General features: G+C 39.0%; 15 protein-coding genes. 13 read left to right on the plus strand and 2 right to left on the minus strand.

The genetic code is table 11. The features are described from left to right. From ABXH06_RS08770 to ABXH06_RS08785, 4 genes are all read left to right on the plus strand, one after another. Window positions 1-605: transposase (locus tag ABXH06_RS08770; protein WP_353517996.1), on the plus strand; the 605-nt coding region annotated here is incomplete at its 5' end. A 125-nt stretch (window positions 606-730) separates the two neighbouring features. Next, on the plus strand, window positions 731-1,204 hold the full coding sequence (gene greB / locus ABXH06_RS08775) for a transcription elongation factor GreB (RefSeq protein WP_311581849.1): 474 nt from the start codon (window positions 731-733) through the stop codon (window positions 1,202-1,204). Window positions 1,205-1,235: 31 nt separating this feature from the next. Next, window positions 1,236-1,700, plus strand: coding sequence for a YciI family protein (locus ABXH06_RS08780; protein ID WP_353517997.1), 465 nt, complete (start codon window positions 1,236-1,238; stop codon window positions 1,698-1,700). 68 nt (window positions 1,701-1,768) lie between these two features. Continuing rightward, window positions 1,769-2,239, plus strand: coding sequence for a hypothetical protein (locus tag ABXH06_RS08785; RefSeq protein ID WP_353517998.1), 471 nt, complete (start codon window positions 1,769-1,771; stop codon window positions 2,237-2,239). A gap of 49 nt (window positions 2,240-2,288) precedes the next feature. On the opposite strand, the gene ABXH06_RS08790 is transcribed toward ABXH06_RS08785, so the two are convergent. After that, window positions 2,289-3,134 carry a peptidylprolyl isomerase gene (locus ABXH06_RS08790; RefSeq protein WP_353517999.1) on the minus strand — a complete coding sequence of 282 codons (846 nt, stop codon included), beginning with the start codon at window positions 3,132-3,134 and terminating at the stop codon, window positions 2,289-2,291. Window positions 3,135-3,246: 112 nt separating this feature from the next. Here ABXH06_RS08790 and ABXH06_RS08795 point away from each other — a divergent pair, with 112 nt between their 5' ends. The 4 genes from ABXH06_RS08795 (at window position 3,247) to ABXH06_RS08810 (ending at window position 7,315) form a co-directional block, all read left to right on the plus strand. Beyond that, window positions 3,247-3,966, plus strand: a complete 720-nt coding sequence (locus ABXH06_RS08795) for a DUF445 domain-containing protein (RefSeq protein ID WP_311581837.1) — start codon at window positions 3,247-3,249, stop codon at window positions 3,964-3,966. A 108-nt stretch (window positions 3,967-4,074) separates the two neighbouring features. Continuing rightward, the gene (locus ABXH06_RS08800) at window positions 4,075-4,704 is read left to right on the plus strand and encodes a cupredoxin domain-containing protein (RefSeq protein ID WP_353518000.1); all 630 of its coding nucleotides are present in this window, start codon (window positions 4,075-4,077) and stop codon (window positions 4,702-4,704) included. Next, on the plus strand, window positions 4,691-5,920 hold the full coding sequence (locus ABXH06_RS08805) for a hypothetical protein (protein WP_353518154.1): 1,230 nt from the start codon (window positions 4,691-4,693) through the stop codon (window positions 5,918-5,920). The genes ABXH06_RS08800 and ABXH06_RS08805 overlap by 14 nt, the downstream gene beginning before the upstream one ends. Before the next feature lie 207 nt (window positions 5,921-6,127). Next, entirely contained in the window at window positions 6,128-7,315 is a 1,188-nt protein-coding gene (locus ABXH06_RS08810; protein ID WP_353518002.1) for an amino acid aminotransferase, read from the plus strand. Between the two features lie 86 nt (window positions 7,316-7,401). Here ABXH06_RS08810 and ABXH06_RS08815 read toward each other — a convergent pair whose 3' ends face one another. Continuing rightward, on the minus strand, window positions 7,402-8,256 hold the full coding sequence (locus ABXH06_RS08815) for a PEP-CTERM sorting domain-containing protein (RefSeq protein ID WP_353518003.1): 855 nt from the start codon (window positions 8,254-8,256) through the stop codon (window positions 7,402-7,404). Between the two features lie 262 nt (window positions 8,257-8,518). Between ABXH06_RS08815 and gmk the strand changes: the two genes are divergently transcribed. From gmk to trmH, 5 genes are all read left to right on the plus strand, one after another. Continuing rightward, window positions 8,519-9,148 carry a guanylate kinase gene (gene gmk / locus ABXH06_RS08820; protein WP_311581825.1) on the plus strand — a complete coding sequence of 210 codons (630 nt, stop codon included), beginning with the start codon at window positions 8,519-8,521 and terminating at the stop codon, window positions 9,146-9,148. A gap of 54 nt (window positions 9,149-9,202) precedes the next feature. Further along, window positions 9,203-9,487 (plus strand): DNA-directed RNA polymerase subunit omega, encoded by a 285-nt coding sequence (rpoZ, locus tag ABXH06_RS08825; protein WP_303450179.1) that lies wholly within the window; start codon window positions 9,203-9,205, stop codon window positions 9,485-9,487. A 188-nt stretch (window positions 9,488-9,675) separates the two neighbouring features. Continuing rightward, window positions 9,676-11,784: a bifunctional GTP diphosphokinase/guanosine-3',5'-bis pyrophosphate 3'-pyrophosphohydrolase gene (spoT, locus tag ABXH06_RS08830; protein WP_311581820.1), complete on the plus strand. Its 2,109-nt coding sequence runs from the start codon at window positions 9,676-9,678 to the stop codon at window positions 11,782-11,784. Window positions 11,785-11,802: 18 nt separating this feature from the next. After that, on the plus strand, window positions 11,803-12,192 hold the full coding sequence (gene ridA, locus ABXH06_RS08835) for a deaminase RidA (protein WP_432280239.1): 390 nt from the start codon (window positions 11,803-11,805) through the stop codon (window positions 12,190-12,192). Window positions 12,193-12,257: 65 nt separating this feature from the next. Then, the gene (trmH, locus tag ABXH06_RS08840) at window positions 12,258-12,968 is read left to right on the plus strand and encodes a tRNA (guanosine(18)-2'-O)-methyltransferase TrmH (RefSeq protein WP_353518004.1); all 711 of its coding nucleotides are present in this window, start codon (window positions 12,258-12,260) and stop codon (window positions 12,966-12,968) included. The last annotated feature ends 35 nt before the right edge of the window (window positions 12,969-13,003 follow it).

The raw sequence follows: 13,003 nt of genomic DNA on the forward strand, positions 1-13,003 counted from the left end.
CAGAGCTAGATTACTCATTCTATTTAGAATGCTTGGCACAAGCCTGCGAAAAATATGATGTGGATCTACATGCTTACGTGTTAATGACAAATCATATTCATTTGCTGATGACCCCAAATGATGAAACAGGTATCTCATTAGTAATGCAGTCAATTGGTAGACGTTATGTGCAATACATCAATAAAGAACTTAGTCGAACAGGCACGTTATTTGAAGGACGTTTTAAAGCGAGCTTAGTTGATGAAGATGCTTACCTACTTGCTTGTATGCGTTATATAGAATTGAACCCAGTAAGGGCGAATATGGTCAATCATCCCGCAGAATATAAATGGTCAAGCTACCATGTCAATACCGGCCTAAGACAGCGAAAAAAGTTAGTTGCTCATCCAAGTTACATAGCGCTTGGGGAAAATGAATTAAAGGTTTGTCAAAAATATAAAGCATTATTTAATAGCGAGTTGGCGCCTAATGTGTGCCAGGAAATAACGAATGCGGCATTGTTTTCAATGCCTCTAGGGGATAAAAAATTTAAACTCGCGATTGAGAAAGCGCTGGGTAGGGTTATAGGTTATCCTCAAAGAGGTCGGCCCGTTAGCAATGAGTAGTTTTGCAAATGATAATAAGTCTTATCTGTCACCGACCCCTTTAAAAGACTCTATAGATTTAAAGAAAGTGTCGCTGTCGCTATTTTCTTATAGTCTTCTTTCTCTGCTATCGTTAAAATGCCTGAATGAGAAAATCCAATTACATCACCCGTGAGGGCTGGGACCGTTTAGACAAAGAACTAAAATATCTTTGGAAGGAAGAGCGTCCACGTATTACTCGTTCTGTTTCAGAAGCAGCAGCTCAAGGTGACAGAAGTGAAAACGCTGAATATATTTACGGCAAAAAACGATTAAGAGAAATTGATCGCCGCGTTCGTTTTTTAGTGAAACGCACCGAAGAACTAACCATTGTTTACTACGATGCGAAACAAGAAGGTAAAGTCTTTTTCGGCGCTTGGGTTACCTTGTTAAACGAGGATGATCAAGAAGTCACTTATCGCGTTGTTGGTCCGGATGAGTGGAATGCTAAAACTGGAGAAATCAGTATTGATTCTCCAATGGCGCGCGCCTTAATTGGGAAAGCAGTCGATGATGAAGTTGTTGTGAAAACTCCAGAAGGTGAACGTGTTTTTGATGTGGTAAAAATATGGTATAAATAATAGTTTATAATCAATCATTTAAGGAATAAATATGTCATTGAAATCGCTGATATTAATGTTACTACTGACGTTTTGTCTTTTTCCTGCATATGCAGAAAATACTAACCCTAATTATGATGCCAAGATAGCGGCTAAATATGATGGTGATGAGTATGGTATGAAAAGTTTTGTTTTGGTTATGTTGAAAACAGGTAGTAATAAAACGGAAGACCAAGCAAAAATTAGCGAATTATTTAATGGTCATATGGCAAACATTAATCGATTGGTTGAAGAAAAAAAGCTTATTGTTGCAGGACCTATCGGTAAAAATGATAAATCATATCGTGGTATCTTTATCTTAGACGTGGCGAGCATAGAAGAAGCGGAAGCGTTAATGCAAACAGATCCCGCGATTAACGCTAATTTGTTAGCCGCAGAATTATACCCTTGGTATGGCTCTGCAGCGTTAGCTGCATACCTTGAAGACTCAGATAAAATTTGGCAAAAAAGCCCATAATTATTTGGAATTAAGTAATAATTTTTAACTGATAATAATATGCATCAACTTCATCAATAAGGATATTTATGAAAGCTATCACAATATTTATTATATTTATTTTTCTTTCTTTTCAGAGCGTTGCAAATCAAGAATTGTTACCGAGAGAGTTTTTATTAAAGGGTATAGAAGAACACTATGTCAACGAGCTTATCTATCTTAATGAAACGGTTATTTTAGATGACATTGTCTTTTGCTCTTTTATTTTCAAGCCATTTAAATCATGTCGCTCTGTTAATGCTAAGTTTTTTTTACTCATTCCTATCGATGGAACCAAACCAAAAAATCAAACATATGGTGTTGAATATATAGACGGAGAAATGGTGGAAAGGAAAATGTCGATTTATGAGCAATTATTTATCGATAAAGTGCTAAATTATTTTAATAAAATAGGTGATGAATACAAAAAGAACTCACCGTTGTTTAAGAAAATTCAACAAGAAATAGACAGAGAGAAAGCGAGTAAAGCCGCTTTAAAAGAAAAGACAACACATCACTAGTTCAGAGATTTCCGGCTTAATATCGATTAAAGCCGGAAACCTCAGATAATTATTTAATCATTCTCACACCAACAGGTGTTTGGCAAATATCTAATACGGGTGGCGGCTTTTTATAGAAAAACGCGCTTTCACGTTTTCTTCTATCAGATAATTTTTTCGCGTAGCTTGGGTGTTCGGTATTTTTAATTTCTAAACGAATTTGTTGCTCTTTTGGTAAGTCACTCATTAATTGCACTTTTACCATCGGAGTGAAGTCTTTTGGATCGACAGGCGTGTCTCCTTCAATAACCGAAGTACGTGTAATTGCTTGAACATGATCCATGCCATAAACCACTCGACCAAATACAGTCATTATACGGTCTAAGTATCTTGGTGCTTGTCCATTGGTGATATAAAAGTGGCTCGTTGCGGTGTCAGGAGCATTTGTGCGAGCCATCGCAATTACGCCTGGACAATGTAACATCCATGCTTTATTTTCTTTATCACTTTTTCCCAACGCAAAACCCTCTTTAAAGCCGGTTTGTTCGGCAAATAAATCGTTTTGCTGAACAAGAGTAAATGTCCAGTTTTTATCGATAGAAAAATCAGCTTCTATCTTTAACTCTGATATGGTTTTGTCTTTTATACTGCCGTCTTCAGGCCCTCCTTGAGCGACAAAACCGTCGATAACTCGATAAAATTTATTACCATCATAATGGCCTTTTTGCGCAAGGGTTTTAAAGCGCTTTACATGATTTGGCGAAAACTGTGGCGCTAGTTCAATAACGACCTTGCCATGAGGAAGTGTTAATAAAATAGCATTTTCTGGGTCTAATGTACGCCATTCCTTGTCAGAGGCAACTGCATTGAAAACCGTTAATAAGCTAATAATTACTACGGTGAATTTTTTCATCATATCCATGTACTCTTTTTGTTGTTATTGGTTTTACTATACAGGATTCTCTTGGTGTTAAACCATGATATTGTTAATATATTACGATAAAAACTGTGTGAAATTGGAGTGTTTTGTGAACAAAAGCGTTGTTACTAATTTACTTGCTTTAGCCTGTATTATTGTTGGGCATGTCTTTAGTCATCATTTGATCTTTACCATAGGTGTTTTCGCATTATCAGGCGCGATCACTAACTGGATAGCAATTCACATGCTTTTTGAAAAGGTGCCATTTTTATATGGCTCTGGAGTTATTCCCGCTCGCTTTGAAGAATTTAAACAAGGTATCCGTCATTTAATGATGGAGCAGTTTTTTACTGAGGAAAACATTGATCGTTTTCTTTCAGGTGAAAGCGGTGGCACTGGCAATGCCGCAGGTATAGATTTAGCGCCCATTATTGAACAAGTTGACTTAAGTCCCGCGTTTGATGATTTAGTGCAAGTTATTGAAAATTCATCGTTTGGCGGTATGCTGGCAATGGTTGGTGGCAGCGAAGCGCTCCAGCCATTACGGGAACCTTTTATCGAAAAAATGAAAGGGAGTGTGATCACTATCTCTCAAAGTGATGAGTTTAACTTAATCATGCGCAAAGAGCTTGAACAGCCGAATGTGATGGCGGAAATGCGTGAAAAAGTGAGTGATATTATTGAAAAACGATTAAATGAATTAACGCCGCAATTAGTCAAAGAAATTATCCAAGAGATGATCCGTAAACATTTGGGCTGGTTAGTGGTGTGGGGGGGAGTATTTGGTGGATTAATTGGCTTTATTGCCGCAATCACTAATAATTTCTAAGAATAATCACAGTGCAAAAAAGTCATGGCATTGGCTATTGTGCAGGCTTTATTAACATGCCAATATGACGGTTCATCATGATGATTATTCATAAATAAAAAGTTTAAAATGATAAAATTTTCTTTCATTATTACCATGTTTTTTGTTGTGTTAAAAAGTCATGCGGTGACTTTTACAATTTACGATGAAAAACAACAACCTTTGCCCAACACTGTGGTTTGGCTTACTTCGAAAGACAATATCCAACCAGTGAAACCCATAGAAACGCCTTTCATTATGATGCAGAAAGAAAGGCAATTCATTCCTCATATATTAGTGGTTCCTCAGCACGCTAAAGTTGAATTTCCAAATGCTGATTCGATTATGCATCACGTATATTCGTTTTCTAAAAGTAAAACTTTTGAATTAAAGCTTTATCATGGGCAGCCTCAATCACCAGTCGTTTTTGAGCAAACAGGCGTAGTTGAGCTTGGCTGTAATATACATGACTGGATGTTAAGTTTTATCGTGGTTGTTGATAGTCCGTTTTATGCCATTACCGATGAGCAAGGGCAAGTGTCTTTAAATGTTGAACATGGCGAATATACATTAAACTTGTGGCATGAAGGTTTTACCGACTTTAGCCAAGTTGAAAAAGAGACTATTCAGCTTTCTGCGGATCGGTTTAGCTATCAGCTCAAACAAGCAGTAAAAGCTATTATTCCCATTGAAATAGATGAGTTTGATGATTATGAGTAATTGTTTACGTTTTTTAATCATTTGTATTTTTGTTGGCAGTTTTACCGTACATGCCCAAGTAAATGGCTTAATACAAGCAAGCGCTATTCATGGTGATAACCAGTTAAGCTGGCAGCAAGGTGGTGTTGGTCTTTATCGTTTTGATAGTGAACACGACGGCATTGTTTTATCACAAGGATTAATCGAATTCAGACAAGATTTGAGTACGGCTTGGTCTGCTCATGGCGTGCTAAATGCTTATCAAGATCCTGAGTCAACGCTCGGCTTTAGCCAAGCTTACGTTAAATATCAGCCTTTAAGCCAAAGTAAATATAAGTGGCATGTTCGCGTGGGCGGGTTTTATCCTTTGCTCTCTTTAGAGAACCCTGACATTGGTTGGATTTCGCCTTATAACTATACCAATTCAGCCATTAATAGTTGGGTAGGGGAAGAGTTAAGAACCTTTGGTCTTGAAGCAACGTTTAAACTGCCAGGGCGGAGTTATAGAAGCGCGCATAGTTTTACTTTTGTTGGTGCAACCTTCAAAGGCAATGATCCAGCAGGCACTTTGCTTTCTTGGCGAGGTTGGGCAATGCACGATCGCCAAACCCTGTTTAATGAATCGATAAAATTTGCCCCGATAGCCTCTTTAAGTACACCACAATTACGATTTCAAGCGAATCAAGTACTACCATTTACTGAGATAGATGGTCGGTTTGGTTATTATGCTGGAATACACTGGGATTATTTAAAAAAATCACAGTTTCGTTTTTATTATTATGACAACAATGGCGATCCGGCTGTTGTTAATCGAAGTACCGGGCAATACGCATGGGATACCAGTTTTTCAAGTGCTGCATGGCTTTATAAGTTTAACGGGCAAACTCGAATTATCGCTCAGCTAATGTCGGGTAAGACTGCAATGGGCAGGAGCCGAGGCATTGATAATCGTTTCCATAGCCACTTTATTATGCTCAGTCATAAAATGGACAAACATCGTTTCTCACTTAGGTATGATTATTTTGAGGTCACTGATGTTGATGATTGGCTACTTGACCCCAATGCCAGCCAAGGAGAAGGGATAACTGCAACGTGGCGTTATCAATTAACATCAAATTGGCAATTAGGTATCGAAGGTGCGGCGATGAATAGTCAAGCTGATAATCGTGCGGGAATGGGCATAAAGACAAATTTATCTCAGCAACAAATGATGTTAAATGCGCAGTTTCGCTTCTAGTGGGTGACAGCCATATAACTGTACATACTATGTAACCTATCCACTACACTTCCATCATAGATAACCACAGAGTTCCATTAAAATGACCTTTAATTTTGTCCCTATTAGGGCTATGCTTGCGCTTTAATCTCAGGGGTTTGTAAAAGCAAATATTGCGAAGGCGTAACGTTTGTTAAATCCCGATCATTGTATAAGGTAAACGGAGTCATGTTTGGTCGCTTAAAGGCATTGCCAGCCGATCCTATTTTAGGATTATTAGCAAAATATCGTGAAGATGCTAACCCTCAGAAAATTGATTTAGGTGTGGGGGTTTATAAAGATGAAGCAGGTCATACCGCAATTTTAGATTGTGTAAAGAAAGCTGAAAAATATCGTAACGATAATGAAGATACCAAAGTGTATATTGGCCCTACCGGATCACCTGTATTTAATGATGAAATGAGCAAATTGATTTTTGGTCATCACAAAGTATTACTCGAAAACCGCGCTCGCACGGTTTCTACTCCAGGTGGCACTGGCGCATTACGTGTTGCCGCTGAATTTATTAAATCGTGTAAAGCAGGCGCGACTATTTGGGTGAGTAATCCAACCTGGGCAAACCATACCGGTTTGTTTGAAGCGGCAGGTTTAACCGTCAAAACTTATCCTTATTATGATTACGAAAATAAGACGCTTGATTTTGATGGCATGTTAGCAACACTTAAAGAAGTAAGTGCTGACGATGCTGTGTTATTACATGCTTGTTGTCATAACCCCAGTGGTATGGACTTAAATAACGAACAATGGCAACAAGTGGCTGAGGTGGCGAAATCAGTTGGCTTTTTACCTGTGGTCGACATGGCTTATCAAGGATTTGGCGAAGGCTTAGACGAAGACGCTTACGGCTTACGTTTAATGGCCGACAGCGTTGAAGAAATGATTGTGTGTAGTTCTTGTTCAAAGAACTTTGGTTTATATCGAGAGCGTATTGGCGCAATCACCATTATTGGTCAATCATCGGCAGCAGTTGATGTGGCCAACTCAGTATTACTGTATGTTATTCGTGTTATTTATTCGATGCCGCCAGCGCATGGTGCTGCGCTAGTTGAAACCATTTTGCATTCTGATGAATTGCGACATCAGTGGTTCGCAGAGTTAAAAGAAATGCGTGATCGCATTAATGGTAATCGTCAATTATTGGTTGATAAACTGATTGAAAAAGGTGTTACACGAGATTTCAGTTTTATTACTCGTCAAATGGGGATGTTCTCATTCTTAGGGATAACCCCAGAGCAAGTGCAACAACTTCAAGATGAGTACAGTATTTACATGGTAGGCTCTAGTCGTATGAGTATCGCTGGTATTGCTAACTCAAACGTTGACTATTTAGCTGAATCGATTGCTAAAGTGTTGTAATTTATTTGTCGTTATAAAGACACAAAACGGATAACGAGTGATCGTTATCCGTTTTTTATTTGCTGATATTCGATGTTTCAAGAAGATTAATTGGGTTTAATTTTCGAGCGCATCAAAACCACAAATAATCCAGCCATTAACATTAAAATGGTTGAAGGCTCTGGAACTTCGACTGAAGGCTCTTTAGTACGAACCACTTGTACATTAGCTTGTAAATGTTTATTAGTATAAAAGCGAACATCATCAAGCGTTGCGCCATCACCCATAATGTAAGAGGTATTATTGCCTAAAAACGTTCCACTAATATTTGCGCCACCAAAATTAAACTCATTTTGAGCAAAATTATTGCTGAAATTAAAAAGCACGTTTGCGCTAGATATTCCGCCGGTTAATAAAATACCTGCCAAAGATCCTACTTTAATATTACCGGCAACATTGATGATAACTTGATCATCAGCATTCCCTGAGATGGTGAGAAATTCCCCTGTCGCTAAATGAATTTCATTAACAGAGTAAACATTTTGAGCACTCGCATCTAAGGTAAAAGTACCAGTGATATCGCTGATGCTCTCGCCTGTTAAGGCGGTTGCAAAAGCATTGGCTTGCGCAATGACCGACTCCAGTTGATTGATTTCATCGCAGGTGCCAGAAAAACCATCCAGGGTTGTATTGGGTCCCATGCCACTTGCTTGGTAACAAGCATCGCCATGAATTTTTACGCTGGGCGCTGTCGACAAATAATATTGTGAGGCAACACTGCCAAAAATTTCAGCTTCGCTACCTAAAATTAAGCTCGAGCTAGCACCGCCAACGGCAAAGGTATATTTATCTACGGTACTTAGATCTACACCTAAATCAATTAATCCTGCTTTTGCTGTAGTGGCAAATACACTACTGATACATACCAAAACGACTAAGACATTATTTTTTAAACTAAGCACGTAATGACCCTTTCTATACAACTAAAATAAAAATGACAGCGCTATCATAGCAAAACTTTGTATATAAAAGATACTATAAAGAGTTTTTACTCTATATTAATTTTGGTTACTTGTAGTGAATTGTTGACGAAAAATACAGCAATTCTTTCATACTTAAGGCTGTAGTTGGCATCTTGATAAAGATTCAGCCTCGCTTAAACGTAGGAAAAAAGCGTGATTTTCGGTATAGTGCCGAAAATATTGTCAAAATTTGGAGGGTAGCGTGGCTACTTCAGGTAATTTATTTATCCTTTCAGCGCCCAGTGGCGCAGGAAAGTCGAGCTTGATCTCTGCGTTGTTAAAACAAGCAAGTTCACGTGAAATGCAAGTGTCAGTATCTCACACCACGCGCCAACCAAGGCCGGGAGAAGTTGATGGTCAGCATTATCACTTTGTAAGTGTTGAAAAATTTAAGCAACAAATCGACAACCATGATTTTTATGAGTATGCCGAAGTTTTTGGTAATTACTATGGTACTTCTGAAGTGGCCATTGATAACCAATTAGCAAAAGGGATTGACGTTTTTCTTGATATTGATTGGCAAGGCGCTCAACAAGTGCGAATGAAAAAACCAGATGTCACCACTATTTTTATAAGTCCACCTTCTAGGCAAGCACTTGAAGAACGACTTCGCTCTCGCGGACAAGACAGTGAAGAAGTGATCGCAAGCAGAATGGCACAAGCTAAAGCCGAGTGTTCACATTATCAAGAGTTTGATTACATCATTGTTAACGACGATTTTGAGCAAGCGCTGGCTGATTTAACGACTATTGTGAACAATCAACGCTTAAAACGTAGCCAACAAATAGAAAATCATCAACTTTTATTCAAAGATCTATTGGCTAACGATTAAGCACATAGTAAACTACGCAACTATTTTATAAATTTTAAACGTTGGAGTGACCAAATGGCTCGCGTAACTGTTGAAGATGCCGTAGATAAAATCGGTAATCGTTTTGACTTGGTGTTAATTGCATCTCGTCGTGCTCGTCAAATTGCTACGGGTGGAAAAGATCCTTTGGTTGAAGAAGAAAATGACAAACCTACTGTTATTGCTTTGCGTGAAATCGAAGAAGGTTTAATCACAACTGAAGTGATGAATGAAACTGATCGTCATGAGCAAGTACAACAAGAATCTGCAGAGCTCGCAGCTGTTGCGGCTATTGTTGGTGGTCAAGAGCAACAACAATAACGTTAATGGCGGATTCGCCTTTAGCTTTATCGAACAATAGCGCGTAATTATGACTTCATGATTGCGCGTTTTTTATTGCAAAAATAATGTTTCACAGAGATGCCTTTGGTGCTTGGTATTCCTGTTAATTCATCGTATTCTTAATATCAATACGTTTCACTTCGCTCAGCTATCTTACAGGAAAATGTGTGTACCTTTTTGAACCACTAAAAGAACTCGTTTCTAGCTATTTATCAAAAGTACAAATAGATCTACTTAAGCAAGCCTATATTGTCGCTCGAGATGCACATGAAGGGCAGATGCGTTCTAGTGGTGAGCCATATATTACGCATCCTGTTGCTGTTGCTTATAATTTAGCGAAAATGCACCTTGACCATGAAACGTTAATGGCGGCGCTATTACACGATGTCATTGAAGATACTGAAACCACCAAAGATGAATTAGCAGAATTATTTGGTCACACAGTTGCAGAGCTTGTTGAAGGTGTAAGTAAGCTAGATAAATTAAAGTTTGATAACAAAGAAGAAATGCAGGCGGAAAACTTCCGTAAAATGGTACTTGCTATGGTGCAAGATATCCGCGTTATTCTGATCAAGCTTGCTGATCGTACCCATAATATGCGTACGCTTGAATCGTTAAGACCCGATAAACGACGTCGAATCGCTCGTGAAACACTTGATATTTATGCCCCTATCGCTAATCGTTTGGGTATTCATGATATTAAAAATGAGTTAGAAGTTTTAGGCTTTGAAGCCTTGTACCCCATGCGTTCTCGCGCGTTAAAATCAGCAGTCAAACAAGCGCGCGGTAATCGAAAAGAAATTGTTCAAAACATTCAAGAAGAAATAGCCGCTCGGCTTGAAGAAAGTGGTATTAGTGCCAAAGTGGTGGGACGTGAAAAGCACCTTTTTTCTATCTACCGAAAAATGCTCAATAAAGAATTAATGTTTAATGAAGTGATGGACATTTATGCCTTTAGGGTTGTGGTTGATAATAAAATAGATGATTGTTATCGCGCATTAGGGGCTGTTCATAATTTATTTAAGCCCATTGAAGGGCGTTTTAAAGACTATATTGCCATACCAAAAACCAATGGTTATCAATCGCTTCATACCTCATTAATTGGGCCTCATGGTATTCCTGTTGAAATACAAATTCGTACCAATGATATGGACCAAATGGCCGACAAAGGTGTTGCCGCTCATTGGTTATATAAACAAGATGGTGATGAAAGTGGCACTACGGCTCAAATGAAAGCAAGCCGTTGGATGCAAAGCTTATTGGAATTACAACAAAGTGCTGGTAGTTCATTTGAATTTATCGAAAATGTAAAATCGGATTTATTCCCTGAAGAAATTTATGTTTTTACACCTGACGGCAGAATCATTGAATTGCCGATGGGAGCAACTGCGGTTGATTTCGCTTATGCGGTGCATACCGATGTTGGTAATTCATGTGTGGGCGTTAAAGTTGACCGTAAACCACATCCTCTCAGTCAACCGTTAGACTCAGGCCAAACGATTGAGGTTATCACCTCTTCTGCAGCAAGACCTAATGCAACTTGGTTAAACTTTGTTGTAACGGCGAAAGCTCGATTACAAATTCGTACTTATTTACGTTCCCAAGAGCAAACTGAATCGTATGCACTCGGTCGTCGATTGCTTAATCACGCATTAGGAAAAATTGAGATTGAAGATATTGATCAAGCGAAAATTGATCAAGTTGTGAAGGAAACTGACAATAAAAATTTAGATGAATTGCTGATCAATATTGGCTTAGGGAATGCGCTAAGTATTGGTATTGCTCGCCGTTTAACGGATGAGTTTACGGAAGACAGTGAAATAGCGCCTTCACCGACCAAAGCGAAAATGCCGATTAAAGGCACGGAAGGTATGTTGGTTAGCTATGGTAAATGTTGTCGTCCTATTCCTGGCGATGGCATTCTTGCCTATTTAAGTCCGGGTAAAGGCTTAATTGTGCATCAGCAAAGCTGTAAAAATATTAAAGGCACAAAGGAATCTCAATTATTCCCGGTAAGATGGGACACCGATATCGATAGAGATTTTATTGCTAAATTGCGGGTTGAAATTGTCAACCATCAAGGTGCGCTAGCGGCATTAACCAATGTTGTGGCACGTGGTGGCTCTAATGTTCACACCCTTAATTCGGGTGAAAAAGAATCAGGTTTATATGTCATTGATATGGAAATTACCTGCCGAAACCGAGTTCACTTAGCCGATATCATTCGAAAAATTAAAGTAATGGTTGATGTACAACGAGTTGTACGTAACAAGTAAAAAGAATTTAGGAAAATTATGAAAACGATTATTAATACCGAGAACGCGCCGAGCGCAATTGGCACATACAGCCAAGCGGTTAAAGTCAACAATACTGTATATCTTTCAGGTCAAATTCCATTGGTGCCAGAAACCATGGAAGTGGTTTCAGATGACTTTGCTGCCCAAGCACATCAAGTGTTTAAAAACTTATCTGCGGTATGTGACGCTGCTGGTGGCACACTAAATGACATGGTAAAAGTGAATATCTTTTTAATGGATTTAAGCCAGTTTGCCACAGTGAATGACGTAATGAGTCAATACTTTCAACAGCCGTATCCTGCAAGAGCGGCGGTACAAGTTTCAAGGTTGCCGAAAGATGTTGCGATTGAAATTGACGGTGTTATGGAATTACCTAACGTAGGTTAATAACACTTTTTTGGGGCTTGTATTCGGTTTTAAGCGATTCCCTTAATGTTTAAATGTGAAGTGTAATGACTCCAGAAAGATTAAAAAGAATTAATGCGATGTTAGATCATCGCCAACCTGACCTAACCGTTTGTATGGAAGGCGTTCATAAAACGCATAACCTTGCAGCGGTAGTGAGAACGGCTGATGCTATTGGTATCAGTGATGTTCATGCCGTGTGGAAAAATGAGCGTATGCGCGTGTCTGGCGGCAGTGCTGCCGGTAGTCAAAATTGGGTGGATGTCCATAATTACACGTCAACTGAAGATGCTATTGCAGAATTAAAGCGTCAAAAGATGCAAGTGTTAGTGACGAACCTTTCCGATACTTCTGTCGATTTTCGAGAAATAGATTACACCAAACCTACCGCAATAGTTTTGGGGCAAGAGAAGTTTGGTGCTTCCCCTGCTGCGCTGGAACTGGCTGATCAAGATATTATCATTCCTATGGTTGGCATGGTGCAATCATTAAACGTGTCTGTTGCCAACTCGGTTGTTTTGTATGAAGCTCAGCGGCAACGTAAAGCGGCTGGTATGTATGACAAGCCAAGTATTTCTTATGAGCGTCGTCAACGATTTTTATTTGAAGGTGGCCACCCTATTTTTGCCAGTGCTTGTAAACGTAAAGGGTTACCTTATCCTGAAATTGATGAAAACGGGCAAATTGTTGCTTCCGATGATTGGTGGCAACAAATGCAGATGACGCAAGAAGCGTGGCAAGAGCTTGATAGTGAATAACAGTTAGGTGTGAACGTGCCAGAAACTCAAAAAGG

This window comes from Thalassotalea sp. SU-HH00458, assembly GCF_040362795.1.
Classification (GTDB): domain Bacteria; phylum Pseudomonadota; class Gammaproteobacteria; order Enterobacterales; family Alteromonadaceae; genus Thalassotalea_H; species Thalassotalea_H castellviae.